Origin of the sequence: Micromonospora sp. NPDC000442, from assembly GCF_042898635.1 — a bacterium.
Lineage (GTDB): Bacteria > Actinomycetota > Actinomycetes > Mycobacteriales > Micromonosporaceae > Micromonospora.
The window spans coordinates 80496-102486 of sequence record NZ_JBIAYZ010000020.1; the positions used below are offsets into that span (position 1 = coordinate 80496).

The following is a 21991-nucleotide window of genomic DNA, read 5'->3' on the forward strand; positions in this document are numbered from 1 at the left end:
CCAGCTCCGAGAAAGGAGCCCTCCGATGCGTCTGGTAACCCGGGCCGTGGCGATGGCGGCCTGCGCCGCCGCGGTGCTGTCCATGTCCGTGGCGGCCCACGCCGCCCGCGGGCACCCCACGTTCCATCACCAGGGCCCGCCGCTGAGTGTGCCCGCCGACCGCTTGGCCGCGAGCCTCACCTGCGGTCCCGGCGTGGTGCACGCCCGCCGCGCCCCGGTCCTGCTGCTTGCGTCCACGGCGCTCAACAGCGGCGAGAACTACGGCTGGAACTGGCAACGCACGTTGACCCGCAGGGGCATCCCGTGGTGCGCCAGCGACGTGGTCGGCAGCGAGTGGGCCAACCACAACATGGAAGACATCCAGGTCCGGGCCGAGTACGTGGTCCACGCGATCCGAACGATGAATCGGCTGTCCGGACGCAAGGTGAGCGTGATCGGGCACAGCCAGGGCGGCATGGTCACCCGGTGGGCGCTGCGGTTCTGGCCGGACACCCGGCAGCGGGTCGACGACGTGATCGGACTGGCGCCGACGAACCGGGGCACCGCGTTGGGCACCGTCCTGTGCATGGATCACTGCGCACCCGCCGGCTGGCAGCAGCGGGTGGGTTCGCGGTTCTTCGCCGCGCTCAACTCCGGGCGGGAGACGTACCCGGGGATCTCGTACACGGTGATCCGTTCCGACGCGGATCCGTTGGTCCCGCCGGAGACGGCGGACCTGACCGGGCCGGGTCGAATCGCCAACGTGCGACTGCAGGACCGCTGTCCCGCGAACACCGCCGACCACCTGGCGGTGGGCACCACCGACCCGGTCGCGGAGGCCGTCGCCCTGGACGCGCTGCGCCACCCCGGGCCGGCGCGCTGGCAGCGGGTGCACCGGGCGGTCTGCGGGCGCACGCTGATGTCCGGCATCGATCCACGTGCCTATCCGGACGATGTGGCCCGCACGGGCCAAGTGTTCAACCACTATTTCGACAGCGCCCCCAGGGTCACCGGCGAACCGGCGCTGGCCTGGTACGCCGTCGCCGCGCCACGGTGAGCGACCGTCCGGCGGGGTGGCATCGGGCGTACCGGACGGTGGTACATCCACGGCGGGGACTTGTGCGGAGCGTGATCGGGCGGGTACACATCCAATAGTTGTTGGAATAGACAAGCTATGTGAAGACACTCCTCCGGAAGGTGGACGGTGCGCACAATGGACATCCGACTGACCGAGGTGACCGTTGCCCTGGACCCGCACCGCCCACCTGTGCTCGTCGGAGTCGACCTGGGTGTCGGCGAGGGCGAGCAGGTGGCGCTGCTCGGCCCGTCCGGAGCCGGGAAGAGCACGTTGCTCCGGGTCGTCCTCGGGGCGGTCCCCCCGATCGCCGGTCAGGTCCGGGTGGGGGGTCTCGACCCGTACGGCCGCAGCACCGACGCCACCCGGATCCGCCGCGCCACCGGCATCGTCCGCCAGCGCGACGATCTGGTCCGCGGACTCAGCGCTCGAACCAACATCCTCATGGGTCAGAGCCACCACTGGCGGTTGACCGACTGGCTCGTGGTGCTGCGGGGGCGGACCCCGCACCGCCACGCCGCACAGCTGGGCGCACTGGCCCGCAAGCACGAGGTCGAGGACTTCCTCGACGTGCCGATCGAGCAGCTCTCCGGGGGGCAACGCCAGCGGGTGGCGCTGGTCCGGGCGCTGCTGTCCAACCCCCGACTGCTGCTCGCCGACGAGAGCACCAGCGGACTGGACCCGCGCCGGGCGGCGGAGGCGCTGGCCGACCTCCGGCGCGCGGACGGCGCGACCCTGGTGGTCACCACCCACGACCTCGCCGTGGCCCGCCAGTTCCCCAGGATCATCGCGCTGCGGGACGGGCATGTGGTCTTCGACGGCACCACCCTGGCCGATGGCACGGTCCACGACATCTACGGCCGCCAGCCCGTGGGAGTCCGGTCATGACCGCCACCACCGGCGTCGCCACCCAGCAGCGACGGCAACGGTCTGATCCACCGCCCCGCCGCAGACGCCCGCGTCCGAGCCGCTGGTTGCTGGCGGTGGCGGTCGCCGCGGTCGTCGTCTGGTCGCTGCTCCAGACCGACGTCGGCGTGTCGTCCCTGGTGCTCGGCCGGGCCGGGGCCGCCCGGCTGCTGTCCGGCATGTTCCCACCCGACCTCGACAACGAGCTGCTGGCCCGGGTGGCCGCCGCGGTGATCGAGACACTGCAGATCTCCGTCGCCGCACTCTTCCTCGGCGCGGTGCTCGGGCTGCCGCTCGCCGTGCTGATGGCCGCCAACGTGCAGATGCCACGGTGGCTCTCCGGCGGGGCACGGGCGGTGGCCACCGTGCTGCGGGCCGTACCGGAGCTGCTCTGGGCTCTGCTGTTCGTGGCCACCGTCGGTCTCGGCCCGGCCGCCGGGGTGTACGCGATCAGTCTGCACGCCGCCGGCCTGCTGGCGAAGCTCTGTTCCGAACAGCTGGAGGCGGTCGATCCCGCCCCTGTCGAGGCGATGCGACTGACCGGCGCCACCCGCACCGCCACCGCCGTCTTCGGCATCTTCCCCCAGGCGCGGGCGAACGTCGCCTCCCAACTGCTCTACCAGTGGGAGTGCAACATCCGTAGCTCGGTGGTGATCGGTTTCGTCGGCGCCGGCGGCATCGGGCAGGCCCTCGGCATCGCCATGAATCTCTTCCGCTACCAGCAGATGGCGACGCTGCTTGTCGCCGTGGTGGTCCTCGTCGTCGGCGTGGATCGACTGTCCCGGGCCGTCCGTGGCCGCCTCGGTGCGGCGGCCCCGAGGCGTGACGGGCGTTGCAGCATGTGGTTTCCCCAGTCCTTGAGGAGGTAACGATGAAGATCCTGTTCGTCCTGCACGATCCGCCCTACGGCACCGAGCGCACCTACAACGGCATTCGCTGGGCGCGCCAGATGGTCGACGCCGACGGCGCCAACGAGGTCCGAGTGTTCATGTTCGGCGACGCCGTGGCGGCCACCGCCGCCGGGCAGAAGGTGCCCAACGGCTACTACAACCTCGACAAGATGATCACCGCCTTCACCGACAAGGGCGGTGTGGTCGGTAACTGCGGTGCCTGCATGGATGCCCGCGGCATGGCCGCGGATCGCATCGTGGCCGGCGCGCACCGCTCCTCGATGGTGCAACTGGCCGAGTGGACCGCCTGGGCCGACAAGGTAATCAACGTCTGAGGGAGGTGCCTGACCATGGCGAATACCGTTGTCGTCCTTGGTGCCGGGGTCGGCGGCCTCACCGCTGCCACCCGGCTGCGCGAGCTGCTCCCCGAGCGGGACCGGGTGGTGCTCGTCGACCGCTCCTTCGACGGGGTGCTCGGCCTGTCCCTGCTGTGGGTCATGCGCGGCTGGCGCGACGCGGAGGAGGTCCGGGTCAAACCGCGTGAGCTGCCCGGCATCGATATGCGACTCGGGCACGTCGAATCGATCGATCTCAAGGCCCGGGCCGTGCTCACCGATCGCGGCGTGCTCACCTACGACGCGCTGGTCATCGCGCTCGGTGCGCAACTCGCCCCGAGCCGGATCCCGAACCTGACAACCGCCGCCGACGCGGGCGTGGCCGGTGAGTTCTACACCCTTTCCGGAGCCGCCCACCTGAGGAACCGGTTCCTGGACGTCGACACCGGCCGGGTGGCCGTGCTCGTTGCCGGCGTGCCGTTCAAGTGTCCGGCGGCCCCGTTCGAGGGCGCCCTGCTCATCGCCGATCTGCTGCGTGAGCGCGGTGTCCGTGACGCGGTCACCATCGACACGTTCACCCCTGACCCGCTGCCCATGGCGGTGGCGGGACCGGACGTCGGCAAGGCTCTGGTCGCGATGATGGAGGAGCACGGGATCGGCTTCCATCCCGGTCGGACGATCGACCGGATCGACCTGGCCGGGCGACGGATGCTGTTCTCTGACGAGACCGACGAACCGTTCGACTTCCTCGTGGCCGTACCGCCACACCGGCCGGCCGCCGCCGTCGTCTCCACCGGCCTGGGTCCGAACGGGTGGATTCCAGTGGACGCACGCACGCTGGCCACCGCCGTACCGGCCGTGTGGGCCATCGGGGACAACGCCGCGGTCACCCTGCCCAACGGCAAGCCCCTACCCAAGGCCGCCGTCTTCGCCGAGGCCGAGGCCGAGGTCGCCGCCGCCGGCGTCGCCCGGCATTTCGGCTACGACGGGCCGGAGCCCTGGTTCAGCGGCGCGGGCTCCTGTTACGTGGAGGTCGGCGGGGGTCGCGCCGCCAAGGGGGCGGGCATGTTCCTCGACCCGCCGGCCCCGGCGGTCGTCCTGCACGAGCCCTCGCCCGAGTTCCATGAGGAGAAGCGGCAACAGGAGCGGGACTGGCTGGCGCGTTGGAACGCCTGACCCCTGAGCTGCCGTGCCGTGCCGGCCGGCGCCCACCCACCACCACGGAGGCTGACCATGACCCGGCTGGGCATGCTCATCGACCTGAGCACCTGCATCGGCTGCCACGCGTGCTCGGTGGCGTGCAAGGCGGAGTTCGACGTCCCGCTGGGCGCGTTCCGCGACACCGTCCACTACGTCGAGCAGGGCAGCTACCCCACGGTGACCCGGCACTTCATCCCGGTGCTGTGCAACCACTGCGAGGACGCGCCCTGCCTGAACGCCTGCCCGACCGACGCCATCAGCCGGCTGCCGGACGGCCAGGTCGTCATCTCCGAGGGCGATTGCAATGTCAACCGGTACTGCATGTCGGCGTGCCCGTACGACGCGATCTATATCGACGAGGACAAGGGCGCGGCTCAGAAGTGCACCTTCTGTGAACACCGCACTGCCCAGGGGCGGGAACCAGCCTGCGTCTCCGCCTGTCCCACCGGTTGCCGCGTGTTCGGGGACCTGGACGACCCGGACAGCGAGATCTCCCGCCGGGTGGCCGCCAGCCCGACCACCGTCTGGAAGGAGTCCGCCGGCACCTCGCCGCGGGTGCGCTACGTCGATCCCCGCAACGCCCTGCCGCTGATCGCCGTCAACGGGGTGCAGGTCGACACCCGCGCGGACCTGACCGGCGGCTAGGAGCGGAATCGATGACCGCTCCGTTCACCGCCGGCCGGCCGTGGGGTGCCCTGGTTGCGGTCTATTTCGTCATCATCGGTCTGCCCAGCGGCCTGGGCCTGGTCACCTGGGGCCTGGGCCGTCTTGGCGGGCCAGGCACCCGGCTGCGCCGATACACCGACCCGCTGTCCGCCGCCACCCTGGTCGCGATCTCCGTGCTGCTGGTGACCGATCTGGGCAGGCCAGAGCGGTTCTTCCTGATGCTGACCCGGTTCGACAACCTCGGCTCGCCGATCGCGGTGGGCGCGAAGCTCATCGCGTTGAAGCTCGCGCTGCTGGTCGTCGCGATCTGGGCGGTGGAGCGGTACCGGCGCCTGAACACCGCCGCGGCCCGCGGGTACGAGCGGGGCGGAACCGGAGCGGTCCGGACCGGCACACTCACCATCGAGTCGCCCGCAAGCCGCCGCTCTGCCCGGGACGCCGCGGCCACCGGTACCTCCGGGCCGCCCGGCCCGGAGGTCGGCACCGCCGCCGGTGCCGCGCTGATGCCGATCGTCGGGTGGGGACTGCTCGCCACCAGCTTCGCCCTCGCCCTGTATCCCGCTGCGGTGCTCTCCCGTACCTGGTCCTCACCGTTGGCCGCCACCAGCGGGGCGGGCCTGCTGTTCCTGCTGACCTCCCTGCTGCTCGGCGCCGCCGCGATCGGCCTGCTGGCGGCCACCGCCCCGGCCCGTCTCGGGCTCTCCGGGCTGCTGAGGCCGGTCCGCCGGCTACTGCTCGGGCTGCTCGGGGCGTACGCCATCACCCTGGTCTTCGAAGCGCTCAGCCTGATCGGCGACCCGCGCCACAGTCGAACGGTCGCCGAGTTGTCCACCGGTGCCCAGGCCCTGCTCTGGTGGCTGGCCGTGGTGGCGGTGGGTCTCGTCGTCCCCGCCGCCGTGCTGGCGATCGAACGCCGCCGGGCCTTCGTCGCCGGGGCCGCCGTCGCGGTCGTCGTCGGCGCCTGCGCCGCCCGCTTTCTCCTGTTCTCAGTCGGAGGCTGACCATCATGCTGAAGGACGTCGCGGACCCGAACGGCGAGACGGCGCCGGACTCCCCGCACGGGTGGGCCCTCACCCGCCGGGACCTGCTGGTGCTGGGTGGACTGGCGGCCGGTGCGACTGCCGGCCTGGCCGGCGTCGAGGTCGTCGCGGCCACCGCACCGCACGACGGGGGTACGGCCGCCGGCACTCCGGAGCCGGTACGCCGGGTCCCCTCGATGTGCCAGATGTGCACCACCGCCTGCGGCATCATCGGCCATGTCCGCGATGGACGGCTGGTCGGCGTGGAGGGCAATCCCGAGGACCCGAACAGTCGAGGCGGGGTCTGCGCCAAGGGGGTGGCCGGACCGTCGGTGCTCTACGACCCGTACCGGCTGCTCTACCCGATGCGGCGCGTCGGCGCGCGGGGCGAGGGACGCTGGCGACGGATCAGCTGGGAGGAGGCGTACACCGAGATCGCCGATCGTCTGCGCCCGCTGCGCGAGCAGGGCCGCCCCGAGGAGTTCTTCTTTCAACAGGGCCGCAACCGCTCGGCCGACGCGGTGCGGCGGTTTCTCAACGCCTACGGCACCCCGTCGTTCTTCAACCACCGGGCGCTCTGTTCGCTCAACCGCCGGGCCGCCATCCTGGCCACGATCGGCGAGTCCGACTGGGATCTCGGTGACTACGAGAACAGCCGCTACGTGCTGAACTTCGGCAGCAACTGGGCGGAGGCCCACCAGGGCCACATCCCGGTCGCCACCCGGATGATGCGGGCCCGGTCGACGAACGGAGCCAAGATCGTAACCTTCGATGCCCGGCTGTCCAACACCGCGGCCCTCTCCGACGAGTGGTTCTGTGTCAAGCCGGGCACCGACGGGCTGATCGCCCTGGCCATGAGCAACGTCATCTGCGCTGAGGAGTTGTGGGACCGGGACTGGTTCGACCGCTGGTCCAACTTACCCGCGGCCGAGTACGCTCGGCACCTTGCCCGGTACACTCCGGAGTACGCGCAGGCCGAGAGCGGGGTACCGGCGGCGGCCATTCGCCGCATCGCCCGGGAGTTCGCGGCCGCCGCGCCCCGCTGCACCACCATCTGCAACCGGGGTTCCGCCGCGCACCGCAACGGCTTCTACAACGACCGCGCGATCACCGTGCTCAATGCCCTGGTCGGCAACATGGGCCAGGTCGGTGGCTGGTGTTGGCACCCGAGATCGACCTGGGACACCGATGCGCTGCCGGAACCGGAGCCGGTCCCGCCCAAGCCGGTCCGGCGCAGCCTGATCGCCGAGGCGAAGGGCTGGCCGCTGGCGAACGCCTGGCAGCGGAACCAGATGAAGGTCGCCGAGATCGTCTATCTGTGGATCAAGGAGGGGCGGCAGAAGGCCTCGGCGTTGATGACCTACAACTGCGACCAGGCCTGGTCGTTCCCGGACACCCGGCTGATCCGCGAGGTGCTCACCGACACCGAACTGATCCCGTTTCACGTGTGCATCGACGTGATGTACTCAGACACCGCCGACCTGGCCGATATCGTGCTGCCCTGGACCACCTACCTGGAACGGTGGGACATCGACTCCCGACCACCCCAGAGCCTGGTGGACTACGTCGGGCTGCGCCAGCCGGTGGTGCCCCCGCTGGGCGAGTCCAAGGACATCCGCGAGATCTTCCCCGAACTGGCCCGCCGTATCGGCGGTGGAATGGAGACGTACTACCCGTGGAGTTCCGTCGAGGAGTACCTGGCCGAGTACTTCGCCCCGGTTCCCGGTGGACTGGACCACATGCGCCGACACGGCGTCTGGCAGGACCCGACCAAGAAACCCGCCTACCGTCCATACGAGCGGCAGCTCAGCGCCGATGAACTGGCCGGATCCCGTACCGACCCGCAGACCGGCATCATCCACCAGGGCAGCGACCCGCAGACCGGCGAACCGCTCGCCGTCGGCATCATGATCGACGGAGTGCCCCGCCGCGGATTTCCGACCCCGTCGCGGAAGGTCGAGGTGCACAGCGCCTTCATCGCCGACCGCGGCGACGAGGCGGGTGTGCCGATTCAGCCGCTGCCGGTGTATGAGCCCATCCCCGCGCATCAACGGGACTTCGCCGCAGACGAACTCATCATGATCAGCTTCAAGTGGAACGTGCACAACGCGCACCGGACCAGCCAGTCCAAGTGGCTCCAGGAGATCGCGCACACCAATCCCGCCTGGCTCAATCCCACCACCGCGCAGCGGCTGGGACTCCGTCAGGGCGACTGGATCGAGGTCACCGGGCATCGACCGCACGACCGGCAGGTGCCCGGGGGCGACGGAGGAGTGATCGGCAGCCTGCGCACCCGAGTCCACCTCACACACGGGGTCCACCCGCAGGTCATCGCGATCGCGCACAACGCGGGTCGCGGGCAGGGAGGGCCGTTCGCCACAAACGGCGCCGACCGGACCCACCAGCCCGGCTACGGGCGCAGCACCGACGGCGACCAGGGGAGGATCTGGTGGGCCGGTGCCCTGTCGGTGGCCCAGAACACCATCATGCCGATCTACCCGGACCCGGTCTCCGGTCAACAGGCCTACCACGACACCGTCGTCCGGGTGCGGCGGGTATGAGCACCCCCGTGGACACCGCCGTTCAGCGGGCCGTCGCGGCGACGTGGCGGCTGGCCTCCCGTACCTTCGCCGTCGAGGTCGACCCGCCGTTCTACGCCGCCCTGGTGCGGTTGTCCGCCGAGGCCGGCCTGCGTGCCACCGGGCTGGACCTGATGGAGGACCGGCTGCGCTCGCTGCCGGTCGAGCAGGCGCTGGAGGAACTCGCCGTCGAGTACGCCCGGCTCTTCGTCGGCCCCCGGCCGCTGGTGCCGCCGTACGCCTCCGCGCGGTCGGGCCGCGCCCTGGGTGCCGGTCCCCGGCGGGCGCTGGAGGATTTCCTGGCCGCGTACCGGTTGCGGCCGGTGCCGCCGGTGGCCGCGCCGATCGTCGCGGTCGACCACGTCGCGGTGGTGTGCGCGTTGCTCGACACCCTGCACACGGCCGCGGCCGGCGACGCCGAGGCGGAGCTGGACCGGGACACCGCCCGCGAGGCGATAGACGACCTGCATCGCAGCGAGTTGTTGAGCTGGGTGCCCGAACTGCTGTCCGACGTGGCCGACGGTGCCCGGTGCGGGCCGTACCGGCCGGTGGCGCGGATCACCCTGCCGCTGCTGCCATGAGCGGCGGTGGGACGGGGTGCCGGCGGTCCGCGCCGGCACCCCCGGTCGGCGCGGATCAGGTGTAGTACGACGGCTGGGGCAGCTCGCCGAGCAGCGCGTAGCGGCCGACCTCGCGCCGTTTGTAGGCCACCGGATCGTGCAGGCTGTGGGTGCGCAGGTTGCGCCAGAACCGGTCGAAGCCGTACCGCGAGGCGGTGGCCCGGGCGCCCATCACGTCGAAGATGCGGGAGCAGACGTCGAGGCCATCCTGGATGATGCGTTGCTTGGCCGCGGAGATCCGCACGGCCGTCTCACCGCGCTGCTGCCAGGTGACCGCCGCACGAGGGCCGTGCAGGTGGGCGGCGAGCTGCGCGTTCACCGCGTCGATCAACGACTCGGTGGCCCACAGCCGGGACCGGAAATCGCCGTACGCCTCGAGGATGTACCACTCGTCGGTCGCCGACTCCTTGTCGTCCCCGCCGTACGGCCAGGGGCGGGTGGTGGTACGGGTGTACTCGACGGCAGCCGACACGGCGCCCTCGGCGATGCCCTGGTAGAGGTTCGTCATGATCAGCTGAAGGGTGAGCAGGGAGAGGCTGTTGTACGGCATCGGGTGCGCGGTCTTGTCGACGTAACCGATCGCCGCGTGCCACGGCAGTCGCAGTCCGCTGATCGTCACGCTTCCGGACTCGGTCAGCCGCTGGCCCATGTTGTCCCAGTCGTGGTGATAGACCAGATCGGGCGACTTGGAGTCGACGATGGTGAAGACGGGACGGCCGTCGGGCAGGCTTCCGGCAAGGCAGGTCCGGTCGGAGACCCCGCTGCCGGAGGCGAAGCTCTTGCGCCCGTCGAGCCGGATGGTGTCACCCTCGTCGGTAACCGTCAGGTCCTTGTCCCGTGGATTGATCGCCCCGCTGTAGAAGTGGCGGTTGCGGGTGTAGAGCTGCTCCTCCTCGGCTATCTGTGTCTCGGTGCCGAAGAACCGGACGGCCCACGACCAGAGGTAGTGGTAGCCGAGCAACTGGCCGATCGAGCCGTCTGCCCGGGACACCTCCCGGCAGGCGCGTAGCGCCGTGGTCCAGGACTGGCCGCCACCGCCGTGTTCCCGGGGCCCCAGCAGCGTGACCAGCCCGGAATCCTTCAGCAGTTGGACCTCTCCGTGCGGTGCCCGCCCGTGCCGGTCACGCTCAGCCGCGTCCAAGGCCAGCGTCCGGGCCACCTCACGGGCGCGGGCGAGCCACTCGTCGGGGGTACGCGGAGAGACGTCGAACCGGTCGCTCGCCGGTGTCTGCGCAGTGGTCATCGCCTTCGACTCCTGTCGGTGAGGGACTGATTGGCCGGTGAACGGGGCAAGGTCGCCGTCAGCCTCCGGCCGCCGGCTCTCGGGTCGCCGTGACCAGCCATGCCGGCACCTCGACGAGGTCGCCCGGCGTCGCCCCCAGGACCCGCCCGACGGCCTCGTTGGGCACGCGTTCGAGCAGGGTCTCCTTGTCGGTGTGCCGTACCCGCCACCCGGCCGCGGTGAGTTCGGTGGCCAGCGCCTCCCGGCTGAGGCCCTCGGGTCCGAAGCGCGGCGCGTCGGCCGAGAGCGCGAGGACGTGCAGGGTCGCGTCCCGGAGGCTGACCTCGTGCAGCGAGCGCAGGTACCGGTGCCGGGCAGGGGCGTCGAGCACGTGCAGCGCGCCACAGTCCACCACGGCGTCGAACCAGCCGGCGAACCGGGTGAGCGCGGTGAGGTCGGCGACTTCGAACCGTACCGGCAGCGCGCGGCTGGCGGCCTTGCGGCGAGCCTGCTCGACGGCGGTCGGGGACAGGTCGCAACCCACCACTTCGACCACGTGGCCGGCAAGGTAGAGGGCGAGGTCGCCGGTTCCGCAACCGGCGTCCAGGACGCGACCGGACCGCAGCTCTCCGCGTTCGTAGAGTCGGACGAAGGCCGGTTGGGGCGTGCCGACGTCCCAGGGTGGCAGGCCCAGTGGACCCTCGCCCCGGTAGACGGCGTCGAACCAGTCCGGTGGGAAGGCGCTCATCAGGGCATGACCTCCTGGGGTGTCGGTTGCGGCTCGCCACCGACTTCAATTGATAAACATATAGTGAACTAGGACTCGACCATAGGAGCGCCTCGATCGGGGCGTCAAGTGCCATGGCGTGGGCCAGCAAGATTCGAGCGACGGGTGGGCATCGGCGGGCGTGAGGTGTCCTCTGATAGCTGTTACTTGCGAAAGCTGGCGCTAATGAAAGCCGGCACCTAGACTTTGCCGGGTAGCCGAACCGCAACCGTGAGGAGTGGTCATGGGACAGCCAGTCGCCTGGTTCGAGATCGCCGTCAAGGACGGCGCCAAGTCGCGCCAGTTCTACGCCGATCTCTTCGACTGGAAACTCAACTACGTCGAGCAGATGAACTACGCGATGATCGACACTGGCGGCGAGGGTATTCCCGGTGGCATCGGGAAGGCCGGTGACGGCCGCACCTCGGGGGTGCTCGTCTACGTGGTCGTCGACGACATCAACGCCGCCCTGACCAAGGCGGAGTCCCTCGGCGGCAAGACCGAGGTGTCGCCCTACGAGATTCCCGGCACGGGGCACCTCGCTGTCTTCAGCGACGTGGAGGGCAACCGGATGGGTCTCTGGCAGCGCGCGTGACTCGCCGGCTAGGGTGCCCGTGATGCCCAGTCAAGGACCCGCTCAGGACGTCGACGTGGTGCTCCGCGCCATCGCGGAGCCACGCCGCCGAGCCATCCTGACCCTGGTCTCGCCCACGGAGATGTCGGCCGGTGAGATCGCTCAGCAGTTCGACGTGACCAGGGCGGCGGTCTCGCAGCACCTCCAGGTGTTGAAGGAGGCGCGGCTGGTGACCGAGCGGCGGGAGGGGACACGGCGTCTCTACCGGGCCAGTGAGACGGGCCTGGCAGAACTGCGGGCGTTTCTCGAGGCGCTGTGGCGGCAGCGGATGGAGGTGGCTCGCGACATCGTGGAGGACACCGGCCGCGAAGACGGCGGCGTGGCGGCTGCCAGCTAGGGATTTCTGGCAGACTGGCCGGCATGGCTGCCGCCGATGCCGTGAGGTCGTCCTCCGTCAACATTGTTGAGCCGATACGTCAGGCCGTGCTGGTCGAGGCGGCGCAGGAGCGGACCTTCGACACCTTCATCGGACGGCTCGCCGAATGGTGGCCGATCCAGACCAGGGTTCTCGCGCCGGGTGCGGTGCGCGACGTGATCGTCGAGGCTCACCTCGACGGACGCATCTACGAGGTACGCGACGACGGCAGCCAGTCCGACTGGGGCCGGATCACGTCGTGGCGGCCACCGGAGTCACTCTCTTTCACCTGGGAGGTGACACCCGGGCCGGACTTCACCGAGGTGGAGATCCGTTTTCAGCGGCTCGGGCCGGCCCTGACCCGGGTCATGGTGACCCATCACGGCTGGGAGAGGCTCGATCCGGCCCTGTTCGACCGGTACCACAAGTTCGCCAATGGCTGGCCAGGGATCCTGCGCCGGTTCGCGATGCTCGCCGAAGGCGGCGTCTCCGGTGGCGCGGAGCTGCCGGAGATGCCGCCCTGCGACTGACGGCCATCGGTTCGCCTACGCGCGGCATCTCGCAGCCTGCGCCGTTGCTTGACAGTGTCAGATCGTCAGTGAATACGATCGATAACTGAAGCGACGCGTCGACGGCGGGGGTTGAAAAGTGTTTCCCGATGACCAGTCGCGGCGGCTTCCCGCCCCGCATGCCAAGGGTGCGGCGGGGTCGACCAGGCGAGGATCCGGGACGCACCAGGACCGGCTGGTTCGTCGGCCGGCACCGGCCGCGAGGCCGACGATCGGCATCGTGGGTTGCGGCGCGATGGGATCAGCCCTGGCCCGTCTCTTCGCGGCCCGCGGCTTCCCGGTCAGCCTCACCAGCCGGCGGCAGAGCAGTGCCCGCCGGCTCGCCGACGCGCTGCCGGGCGCGCGTGCCGGCGACCCCCGCTGGGTCGCCGCCGGCGCCGACGTGATCCTGCTCGCCACTCCCGTCTTCGCCGACTACCGGCAGCTCGCCCGCGATCTCGGGCCGGTGCTGCCCGGTACGCCGGTCATCGACATGTCCAATCCGGGTCTGGGCCGTCGGGCGACGCTCGTGGGCGGCTGCTCCGGAGCCGAGTCCGTGGCGTCGGCCTTCCCGGCGCGGACGGTGGTGAAGGCCCTCAACTGCCTGTCCCCGCGCCAGATCGCCGGGTTGGACCGGAGATGCCGGGTGCTGGTGCCGGTGGCCGGCGACGAGGGCCTGCCCAAGCGGCGGGCGGTGGCCGTCCTGACCGAGGCAGGTTTCGACGTGGCCGACACCGGCCCGCTGTCCAACAGCAGGTGGATCGAGGCGTTGACCGAGATCCTGGTCAGGGTGGGCCAGACCGAGGGGGTCGGTGCTGCGGTGGTCTCCCTGCTCGGACAGCTGCACGCGTACGACGAGGCGGTGCGAGCGACCCCGTCTGGTGAGTGCGGCAACGGCGACGCCGCCCTGCCGACAGTCAGGACGGCGTCCACGCCGCGGGGTTCAGCGTAGTGCGGCCACCGCCCGGACGACCCGGGTCACCTCCTGCGGGCTGGTCACCAGGCTCGGTCCGAACCTGACGTAGGACTGCCGGTAGGGGGTCGCACCGGCGAGGATGCGATGTCTGTCCCGAAGCCGGGTGACCACCTCCTCGGCGCTCAATCCGTCGATGGCACAGCAGACGATCCCGGAGGACAGTTCCGGCGAGCGCGGGGTGACCAGCCGGACGTGGGACAGCTGGGCCAGACCCTCCTTGAGCTGGCGGGCCTGCGCGTGCGTGTACGCCGCGATCCGGTCCCGCCCCACCGCCCGGTGGAAGGCCACCGCCTCGGGCAGGGCCCACCGCTGCTCGAAGGAGTGGTAGCCGCCAGGGCTGTGCAGGTCGCCGGGAGCACCGAGCGGTGGCTGTCCGGTCAGCCAGCCGACGAACGCCGGGATCGAGAAGCTCGGGATGGTCGTCCGCAGCCGTGCCCAGGCCTCCGGACGGCCCCAGACGAAGCCGGTCCCGCGCGGGCCGAACAGCCACTTGTGCGTCGCCGTCATGAAGAAGTCGACCCCCAGCGCCGGCACGTCGATGTCCTCCACCGCGAAGCCGTGCACCGCGTCGAGGCAGACCAGGATTCGTTCCTCGACGTTGCGGCGGGAGTTCAACTCGGCGATCGCCTCCGCGATGCGGCGCACCGGAAGCTTGACCCCGGTGCTCGAGTGCACCCAGGTCATGGCCAGTACCCGGGTGCGTGGAGTGACCGCACCGAGCAGCCGCGCCACCATCACCTCCGCCCGCGCGGCGGCGGGGTCGTCGTAGGGTGCGACTTCCCGGACGACCACGCCGTCGGATTCCCGGCGCAGCCGCAGCGCCTCGTACGTCGAGTAGAACTCGTGCGTGGTGGTCACCACCTCGTCACCGGGGCGAAGCCGCAGGCCGGCGTAGACCAGACCGATGCCCATCGTGGTGCTGTCGGTGAGTGCGATCTCGGCCGGAGCGGCCCCGATGTAGTCGGCGAGGGCGGCGCGGGCGCGGGCACCGAGCTCGATGTCGGCCAGGCCCATCTGATACCGCTCGGGGTAGGTGTCGAGCTGGTTGCGGACGGCCGTGATGGCGGTCCGCACGGAGGCCGGATGGGACGCCAGCATGAACGCGGCGAAGTGGGCGTGCTGTCGGGTGAGGAGGAACTGGTTTCGGACCGAGCGCCAGTCGTGCGGATTGAAGCGCGGCGGGGTGGCCGTCGCCGCCGTCGCGGTCGCCGGCGGGAGCAGCGCCATCGCCGGCGCGGCGAGCGTCGCGCCGCGCAGCAGAGCCCGTCGTCCAACTGGTCCGCCGGACCGCGACAACTGGCTCTGGTTCATCCCTGTCGATTCGGGCATGGTGCCTCCTCGTCGCCGCCCATCGCCTTGTGGCGGGCGGTTGCTGGGTCGGAGCCTATCTCTTGACTATATTGTTCTAAAGCAAGAGACTGGCCTGTGTAGAACCCGGAGGGGAAACCCCGCAAGAATTCGCATGTTGCGGGAATGGCCCGATCCCACCGGTGCCCACTCACGCGTCCAGCGAGGGAGTTCGCCATGCCCCACGTCACCCTGCCCGCCGGCCTGATGCCCGGCACCCCCGGCCTCATGCAGTACCGCCAGGAGACCGGCCGTCCGCTGAGCGAACTGGCCGAAGTCCTGCTCCGCGACGAGCACACGCTCAGCCGGGCCGAGCGGGAGTTGATCGCCGCGTACGTCTCGGTGCTCAACGAGTGCCGGTTCTGTACCAACACCCACAGCGAGATGAGTGCCCAGCAGCATCCCGAGGGCCGCTCCCTGGTGGACAAGGTGCTGGCGGACCACGTCAGCGCCCCGATCAGCCCCAAACTGAAGGCGTTGCTGACCATTGCCGGAGCCGTGCAGGAGAGCGGGCACGCGGTCACCGAGCGGATGGTCGAGGCGGCCCGCGGCGAGGGGGCGACCGACATCGAGATCCATGACACGGTCCTGATCTCCGCGGCCTTCTGCATGTACAACCGCTACTGCGACGGGCTGGCCGTGGTCGTTCCGGAGGATCCGGCGACCTACGTGCCGATGGCCACGGCCATCGTCCGCGACGGCTACAGCATGTGCGCCCGCGGCCACTGAGGTACCGATCGGATCAGTTACCGAGCGGCTGAAGGCAAGCTCATCGGTAGCCAACCCGTCGACGCGTTGCTGACGGCCAGCGCCCGTGGTCCGGGTGCTGGCCGTCCTTTGTGCTGTTCAGCGGTGGGGTGTGGGTGGCTGGCCGAGCCGGCCAGAAAATCCATCCATGGCCATTGACTATATCTTTCTAAAGTGGTTCGCTGTTCATAGCGGAAGACGCGTCAGCCGCCGACACCCCACCGACGCGGCCGCCGGAGACCACTGCCGGTTCCCGTCGTCTCGTCCTCGCACCCCGAGACCCGACGCGACGGCGCGCGCCCCCGGTACCGGCGGCGGACCGAACGCCCTTCCCCAGGACCCGTCCGTCACCGCTTCAGCTCAGGATCGGAGAACGCCATGACGACAAGCGGCAGCACCATCGGGACAGCCTCGCCGGACATCACCGCGCTGATCAGCCAGTACCGCGAGGTCTTCGTGCCCGCGGCCATCGACTACCTCGAGGAGAAGATCTCCGCCAACGAGTTGCGGGAGCGGTGGCGTCCCTACTACGACCAGACCTTCCACCGCTACGACCTTTCCGTCGAGCAGGCCTGGCGGCAGTCGTCCGGCTCGGAGGGTCGACTCGAGTCCGGGGAGCCCAAGGCGGACCCGGCGCACGCCGTACCCCTCATGCACTTTCCGGTGAGCATCGCTCACAACAACCTTGACCGCCTGATCGAGGTGCTCGTGGCCGAGCTGGGTGACCAGACGGTGGCCAAGACCGCGATCCCCGCGCGCAAGGTCGACTTCGCGCACGTCGTCGACAGGCTTGATGCCTTGATGGCGTCACTGGCCGACTAGCCGGTACCGCCGAACCCGTCCAGACATCGCAGGAGCGAAAGGACAAGGTCATGACTCGACCACTGAACATCATCAGGATGCTGCAGGAAAGGGGCGTCGCCGTCGGCATCGACGGCGAGAGCCTCGCCCCGGCGAAGGTCGTCGAAGGGCACGAGGCGGCGTGGGGAGGACCGGGCAACCTGTACCCGATCCGCCCGTACACGCTGACCCCGTCGGCCCTCGAGGCGTTCACCGTCCGTGAGCGGATCCACGTCCGCATCGACGGCCTGGGTGAGGACGTCGTCGACCTGTACGGCATGGCGATCTACCGTCGCCACGACCCGCACGCCGCGCAGGGGCGGGAGCTGGACTGGGCCAGCAGCACCATCACGGCCCAGTTCCTGTCCCTTCAGGTGACCGGCCACAGCGACATCTTCGGCCAGGTCAAGGTCATGAACACCCCGGCCAAGCCGGAGGGTGCGCGGGTCAAGCCCAGCCCGTCCCACTTCACCACCCCCATGCCGATCAAGGACTGCGTCACCGCGATCTACCCGCAGTTCGAGGTGGAGCAGCTCGGCCAGACCGTGACCACGGGCGAGCAGATCGTGCGGCTCGAGTCCCGGGTCGCCATGGTCCCGCCGATCGGCGACGTATCCCGTACCTCCATGAGGTACCCGCTGTACGACGGTGAGAACCGTCAGGTCGGCGAGCTCATCGCGGCGGACATCGAGATCGGTGCGCTCCTGCACCACGTCCCGATCGACAGCGCGGTGATCCCGGAGTACCTCGCCGGCGTGCTCGCCTAAGCACTGAGAACATGGACGACGTGCGTGTTGCGGGGCCGGTCCGTCCGAACCTTCGGGCGGGCCGGCTCACGGCCTACACCTTCAGCGTGGAGACGGCGATCGGCCGCAACCCGATGCGGTACCTGCTCGCCCGTGGCTTCGACGGCGAGCGTCCCACGCGCGCCACCACCGTGCTCTTCGTCCTACAGCCGGCCGTGCTGTCCGGCACGTACGTCCGGATCGAGGAGGACAAGCTGGCGGGTCGTTGTCAGGTCCACACGTTCCTGCCGACCATGGCCGCGCCGCTGCCGGTGGCCGAACCGCTGACCTTCGACTGCCTACCCTTGACCGACGTCAGCTACCTCGACCTGATGGCATGGTCACACCCGGCGCTGCGGCCGGTCGAGACCACCCACGCCGAGGACCGGAACCTCGACGGCTCCGCCGCGGTGGCACCGGACACCCGTCACTATCTCGGTCCGCCCAGCCTGCCGACGCTCGAGGTCACCGAGTTCGTGGACCTGGACCGGGGACTGGTGTCCCGGCGCCTGTTGCGGCGCGACGGGCAGCCGCTGCGTACCTGGGAGATCACCGAGCACGGTGGTGCCGGGGGAGAGGAACCCCCTCGGCGTATCGAGGTGTGCCGGTCGCGCACCGGCCACCGGACCGAGTTCATCCGAACCAGCCCCGCCGTGGCTTTGCCGGACGGTGTGTTCACCCAGCCGCCCATGCAGCTGCGGCACGCGGCGGAGGAGCGGCTCGACAGGAGGTGACCAACCTTGCCACGATCCCTTACGCACGTGGCGGTCCGGACAGCCCGGGTCGGCGCGGAGGTAGGTGCGGCAGCGCTGCGCCTGGCCGCCGCCCGAGTCGCCCGCCGACCGGATGCCCTCGGCGTCGAACTGAGCCGATTACTCGACCGACTCGGTGGCGCGTACCTGAAGCTCGGACAGCTGCTCGCCACCCGGGTGGACGTGATCGGCCCCGATCTCGCCGCCGCTCTCGGCCGGCTGCACGACCGGGCCAGACCGATGAGCGCCGGAGCGGCCCTGAGCACTGTCCGAAGCGGCTTCGGCCAGGTGCCCGCCTTCCTCGAGGAAGCCGTTCGCCGGCCCCCCGTGGCCAGCGGCTCCGTCGCGTGTGTCTACCGAGCCGAGACCGAGGGCCGCATTCTCGCGGTCAAGGTGCTCCGGCCTGACGTCGGCCGGGCCATGCGCAGCGACCTGGCGGCGATCCGGGCCCTGGCCGCGTCGCTGCAACGGCTGCCGAAGCTGCGCCGGATCCCGCTGGCGGAGATCGTGGACCAGCTCGCCGATTCACTGCTGACACAGCTCGACTTCGTCGCCGAGGCGCAGAACCTGCGCCAGCTACGCGAGGACCTCGGCCGCGTACCGGGCGTGGTCGTGCCGCAGGTGGTCGCCGAACACTGCCGACCGGGTGTGATCACGATGGAGTTCCTCGACGGCCTCGACACCTCCACCGTTCATCAGCTTGCCCCTCGGCAGCGGGAGCAGGAGGTACGTGCGCTGGTGCAGGCCGTCTACCGGATGCTGTTCATCAACGGCTTCATCCACGTCGACCTGCACCAGGGCAACACCTACTTCCGTACCGACGGCACCGTCGCCGTGGTCGACGCCGGCTTCGCCTTCCGAATGGCCGAACCGGCCCGTCGAACGTTCACCGAGTTCTTCGCCGGGATGATCAGAGGAGACGGCGAGACCTGCGCCGACATACTGCTCTCCACCACCCGGGGTGACCTGTCCGGCGCCGACATCGACGGTTTCCGCCGGGACGTGATCCGGTTGGTGATCGGCAGCGCCGGCCTGACGGCCGAGGAGTTCAGCCTCGTCGCCTTCTCGGTCGAGCTGTTCGACCTGCAACGGCGTCGCGGGCTGTTCGCCGAACCCCAGTTCGTCTTCCCACTGCTCTGCCTGCTGTCGCTGGAGGGCACCGTGAAGCGCCACCACCCGTCGATGAACTTCCAGCTCGAGGCGGCACCGCACGTCATGCACGGACTGCTCGACACCGTCTGAGCCCCGACCACCACCCAGGATCCGAAGGTGACGACATGCCGGACCGCGCCGCTACCGAAGTCTCCACCCGCTTCGTTCCGACGGTACTGGCGCTCTGTCTCGCCACCTTCGTGGTGATGACCGACACCACCGTCGTACAGGTCATGCTTCCGACCCTGATGCGGGAGTTGGGGGCCGGTCTCGACCAGGCGCTGTGGGTGGTGAACGCCTTCGTCCTCGCCTACGGGGCGCTCCTGATCCCCGGCGCCCGGATCGGCGACATGCTCGGCTTCCGCAAGGTGCTCGTGGCCGGGCTGCTGGTGTTTCTCGTCGGTTCGGTTCTCTGCGGTGTCGTCGGATCGGTACCCCTGCTCGTCGCGTCCCGGTGCGTGCAGGCCGTCGGCGGCGCCCTCCTCGTTCCACAGACCCTCGGCCTGATCACGGTGGCGGTTCCGGCCCACCGCCGGGGCACCGCGTTCGGAATGGTCGGTGCCACCATGGCGCTGGCTGCCATCGTCGGCCCGGTGCTCGGCGGGCTGCTCGTGGCGGAACTCGGCTGGCGCTCGGCCTTCCTGGTCAACGTGCCGCTGTGTCTCGGAGCGCTCGCGTTGGTGCGCCGGTTCGTGCCGGAACGCGCTCCCAGTCGCCGCCATCGGCTCGACCTCGGCGGCGTGGTACTGATCGCGGCCAGTGTCGGCATGATCACGTACGCGCTGCTGACCGCCGGTCGGTACGACACCGACGCCGCCGTGCCGGTGCTCTTCGGCGCCGGCCTGCTGCTCTTCGCGGGCTTCGTCCGATGGGAGCAGCACCGTCGTGAACCTCTGGTGCCCGGCGCACTGCTTCGGCACCGTTCCTTCACGGTCTCGGCGGCCCTGGCCGCGGCACAGTTCGCCGTGATGTTCGGGATGATGCTGCTGGTGACGCTGCATCTACAGGGCACGCTGGGTAGCGGACCGGTCCGCACCGGCCTGGTGTTCCTGCCGATGGCCGTGGTGTCCGGAGTGGTCTCACCCCTCGCGGGGCATTTGACCGACCGTTGGGGTGGTCGACGGATCATCACCGCTGGCTTCGTCGCCTTCGCCGTCAGCCTCGGCTGGCTCGCGGTCGTCGGTGACGCGACGGCCGGCGCGCTCGACTTTCTGGGACCGCTGGCAATCGCCGGGCTCGCGGTCGGCTTGGTGATGGCGCCCGTCAGTACCGAGGCGATGCGAGGGCTGCCGGAGCACCTGCTCGGCGCCGGTGCCGGGGTGCTCAACACGGGCCGCCAACTCGCTGGGGCAGTGGGCGTGGCGCTGGTCGGAGGGGCACTCCAACTGGCCGCTGCGGTTCGACAATCCATGCCCGAGCCGGGCTCCGGCCGGTCCGGACTGGACGGTGTCGCCTCCTTCGCCGGTAGCCCCCGGGGCGCGCTGCTGGTGCTGGCGGTGATCGTGGCCGGCTCGCTTGCCGGTGCGCGGTTGCTGCCCGGGCGGGCTGCTGCCGTGACCGCATCGTCTGCACGGCGCGCCGTGCGCACCGCTGCCTCGGAAGACGGCTGACGGGGCCGGTGTAGGGCCGAATCCGCTGTCCAAGATCGGCTTCGTCGTCGCTGGCTCACGGCTGGTACAGTCTTCCATGCAAAGCTGGAGGATGATATGGGCGACCCGACGCGCAAGGCGGCACTCTTCGACAACCTTGCCCGGGTAGGCAAGGCGCTCGGCAACGGCAAACGGTTGGAGATACTCGACCTGCTCGCTCAGGGCGAGCGCAGCGTCGACGCGCTGTCCCGTGCCGCCGGGCTCGGGCTGACGACCGCCTCGGCCCACCTGCAGACCCTCCGCCAGGCAGGTCTCGTCGCCTCCCGCCGCGACGGTACCCGGATCCACTACCGGCTCGCCGGCGACGACGTCGCCGGGCTCTTCCAGATGCTGCGTGACGTCGCCGCGACGCACCTCGCCGACGTGGTCGCGGCCAGCCGCGCCTATCTCGGCCCCGACGACGCCGTCCCGGTCGGGCGCGAAGAACTGCTCCGCCGAGCCGAGCAGGGCGAGGTCGTCGTCCTCGACGTCCGACCCGCCGCCGAGTACGCCGCCGGGCATATCCCCGGAGCGATCAGTATCCCAATCGACGACCTCGCCGACCGGGTCGCCGAGATCGCCGCCGACGTCGAGGTGATCGCCTACTGCCGCGGTCGATACTGCGTGTTCGCCCACGAGGCGGTGCGGATCCTGTCCGCGCACGGCCGGGCCGCTCACCGCCTCGATGAGGGCATGCTCGAATGGCGGTTGGCCGGGCTGCCCGTCGCAGCCTGAGCCCAGCCGATAACCCGTCAGTGCTCGACCGGGTCCCGGGTGAGGCAGAGCAGGGCGATGTCGTCGCGTCGTGGCGACGGACCGACGTCGCTGGCCAGGATGTGGTCCAGGATCTTGGTCGGGTCGAGGCGGGGCGCGTTGTGCACTGCCGCGCACAACTCCTCCAGGCCCCGGTCGAGCGGATGGCTGCGGTCCTCCACGAGTCCGTCGGTGTACAGCACCAGGGTGGCGGCGG

24 protein-coding genes are annotated in these 21991 nt (G+C 70.2%); 20 read left to right on the plus strand and 4 right to left on the minus strand.

From position 1 onward, the window contains the following. The first annotated feature begins 25 nt into the window (after positions 1-25). The 9 genes from ACFY2A_RS25360 to ACFY2A_RS25400 all read left to right on the plus strand — a co-directional run bounded on the left by ACFY2A_RS25360 (position 26) and on the right by ACFY2A_RS25400 (position 9230). Positions 26-1036, plus strand: a complete 1011-nt coding sequence (locus ACFY2A_RS25360; protein ID WP_387175133.1) for a hypothetical protein — start codon at positions 26-28, stop codon at positions 1034-1036. Positions 1037-1192: 156 nt separating this feature from the next. Beyond that, complete coding sequence (locus tag ACFY2A_RS25365) at positions 1193-1942, plus strand: ATP-binding cassette domain-containing protein (RefSeq protein ID WP_387175135.1); 750 nt, start codon at positions 1193-1195, stop codon at positions 1940-1942. Then, complete coding sequence (phnE, locus tag ACFY2A_RS25370) at positions 1939-2829, plus strand: phosphonate ABC transporter, permease protein PhnE (protein ID WP_363920102.1); 891 nt, start codon at positions 1939-1941, stop codon at positions 2827-2829. Before ACFY2A_RS25365 ends, phnE begins: the two co-directional genes overlap by 4 nt. A 2-nt stretch (positions 2830-2831) precedes the next feature. Beyond that, positions 2832-3185, plus strand: coding sequence for a DsrE family protein (locus ACFY2A_RS25375; protein WP_363920100.1), 354 nt, complete (start codon positions 2832-2834; stop codon positions 3183-3185). 15 nt (positions 3186-3200) lie between these two features. Continuing rightward, on the plus strand, positions 3201-4361 hold the full coding sequence (locus ACFY2A_RS25380) for an NAD(P)/FAD-dependent oxidoreductase (protein WP_387175137.1): 1161 nt from the start codon (positions 3201-3203) through the stop codon (positions 4359-4361). A gap of 57 nt (positions 4362-4418) precedes the next feature. Then, entirely contained in the window at positions 4419-5030 is a 612-nt protein-coding gene (locus tag ACFY2A_RS25385) for a 4Fe-4S dicluster domain-containing protein (protein ID WP_387175138.1), read from the plus strand. A gap of 11 nt (positions 5031-5041) precedes the next feature. After that, positions 5042-6052, plus strand: coding sequence for an NrfD/PsrC family molybdoenzyme membrane anchor subunit (gene nrfD, locus ACFY2A_RS25390; RefSeq protein WP_387175140.1), 1011 nt, complete (start codon positions 5042-5044; stop codon positions 6050-6052). A gap of 5 nt (positions 6053-6057) precedes the next feature. Next, positions 6058-8631: a molybdopterin-dependent oxidoreductase gene (locus ACFY2A_RS25395; RefSeq protein ID WP_387175141.1), complete on the plus strand. Its 2574-nt coding sequence runs from the start codon at positions 6058-6060 to the stop codon at positions 8629-8631. After that, positions 8628-9230 (plus strand): molecular chaperone TorD family protein, encoded by a 603-nt coding sequence (locus ACFY2A_RS25400; protein ID WP_363920090.1) that lies wholly within the window; start codon positions 8628-8630, stop codon positions 9228-9230. The genes ACFY2A_RS25395 and ACFY2A_RS25400 overlap by 4 nt, the downstream gene beginning before the upstream one ends. A 55-nt stretch (positions 9231-9285) precedes the next feature. On the opposite strand, the gene ACFY2A_RS25405 is transcribed toward ACFY2A_RS25400, so the two are convergent. Together ACFY2A_RS25405 and ACFY2A_RS25410 are read right to left on the minus strand one after the other, a co-directional pair. After that, on the minus strand, positions 9286-10512 hold the full coding sequence (locus tag ACFY2A_RS25405) for an acyl-CoA dehydrogenase family protein (protein WP_363920088.1): 1227 nt from the start codon (positions 10510-10512) through the stop codon (positions 9286-9288). Between the two features lie 58 nt (positions 10513-10570). Then, entirely contained in the window at positions 10571-11239 is a 669-nt protein-coding gene (locus ACFY2A_RS25410) for a class I SAM-dependent methyltransferase (protein WP_387175143.1), read from the minus strand. Between the two features lie 262 nt (positions 11240-11501). On the opposite strand from ACFY2A_RS25410, the gene ACFY2A_RS25415 reads away from it, so the two are divergent. From ACFY2A_RS25415 to ACFY2A_RS25430, 4 genes are all read left to right on the plus strand, one after another. Then, positions 11502-11852, plus strand: coding sequence for a VOC family protein (locus tag ACFY2A_RS25415; RefSeq protein WP_363920084.1), 351 nt, complete (start codon positions 11502-11504; stop codon positions 11850-11852). A gap of 22 nt (positions 11853-11874) precedes the next feature. Next, positions 11875-12228 (plus strand): ArsR/SmtB family transcription factor, encoded by a 354-nt coding sequence (locus tag ACFY2A_RS25420; RefSeq protein WP_387175146.1) that lies wholly within the window; start codon positions 11875-11877, stop codon positions 12226-12228. A 23-nt stretch (positions 12229-12251) separates the two neighbouring features. Beyond that, entirely contained in the window at positions 12252-12776 is a 525-nt protein-coding gene (locus ACFY2A_RS25425; protein ID WP_387175148.1) for an SRPBCC domain-containing protein, read from the plus strand. A 118-nt stretch (positions 12777-12894) separates the two neighbouring features. After that, a complete protein-coding gene (locus ACFY2A_RS25430) occupies positions 12895-13746 on the plus strand; it encodes an NADPH-dependent F420 reductase (RefSeq protein ID WP_387175150.1) in 852 nt (283 codons plus the stop codon). Here the strand turns inward: ACFY2A_RS25430 and ACFY2A_RS25435 are convergent. Then, a complete protein-coding gene (locus ACFY2A_RS25435) occupies positions 13738-15099 on the minus strand; it encodes an aminotransferase class V-fold PLP-dependent enzyme (RefSeq protein ID WP_387175152.1) in 1362 nt (453 codons plus the stop codon). The two genes, ACFY2A_RS25430 and ACFY2A_RS25435, sit on opposite strands and share 9 nt — an antisense overlap. 195 nt (positions 15100-15294) lie before the next feature. On the opposite strand from ACFY2A_RS25435, the gene ACFY2A_RS25440 reads away from it, so the two are divergent. The 7 genes from ACFY2A_RS25440 (at position 15295) to ACFY2A_RS25470 (ending at position 21756) form a co-directional block, all read left to right on the plus strand. Next, positions 15295-15846 carry a carboxymuconolactone decarboxylase family protein gene (locus ACFY2A_RS25440; RefSeq protein WP_387175154.1) on the plus strand — a complete coding sequence of 184 codons (552 nt, stop codon included), beginning with the start codon at positions 15295-15297 and terminating at the stop codon, positions 15844-15846. Between the two features lie 396 nt (positions 15847-16242). Further along, positions 16243-16686, plus strand: coding sequence for a hypothetical protein (locus ACFY2A_RS25445; RefSeq protein ID WP_363920072.1), 444 nt, complete (start codon positions 16243-16245; stop codon positions 16684-16686). 50 nt (positions 16687-16736) lie between these two features. Further along, positions 16737-17471, plus strand: a complete 735-nt coding sequence (locus ACFY2A_RS25450; protein WP_363920070.1) for a DUF6073 family protein — start codon at positions 16737-16739, stop codon at positions 17469-17471. A gap of 11 nt (positions 17472-17482) precedes the next feature. Further along, a complete protein-coding gene (locus ACFY2A_RS25455; RefSeq protein ID WP_387175157.1) occupies positions 17483-18223 on the plus strand; it encodes a hypothetical protein in 741 nt (246 codons plus the stop codon). A gap of 27 nt (positions 18224-18250) precedes the next feature. Then, complete coding sequence (locus ACFY2A_RS25460) at positions 18251-19483, plus strand: ABC1 kinase family protein (protein WP_387175159.1); 1233 nt, start codon at positions 18251-18253, stop codon at positions 19481-19483. Between the two features lie 35 nt (positions 19484-19518). Continuing rightward, positions 19519-21003 (plus strand): DHA2 family efflux MFS transporter permease subunit, encoded by a 1485-nt coding sequence (locus ACFY2A_RS25465; RefSeq protein ID WP_387175161.1) that lies wholly within the window; start codon positions 19519-19521, stop codon positions 21001-21003. 96 nt (positions 21004-21099) lie between these two features. Further along, entirely contained in the window at positions 21100-21756 is a 657-nt protein-coding gene (locus tag ACFY2A_RS25470; RefSeq protein ID WP_363920060.1) for a metalloregulator ArsR/SmtB family transcription factor, read from the plus strand. A 17-nt stretch (positions 21757-21773) separates the two neighbouring features. Here ACFY2A_RS25470 and ACFY2A_RS25475 read toward each other — a convergent pair. Continuing rightward, positions 21774-21991: SpoIIE family protein phosphatase (locus tag ACFY2A_RS25475; protein WP_387175163.1), on the minus strand; the 218-nt coding region annotated here is incomplete at its 5' end.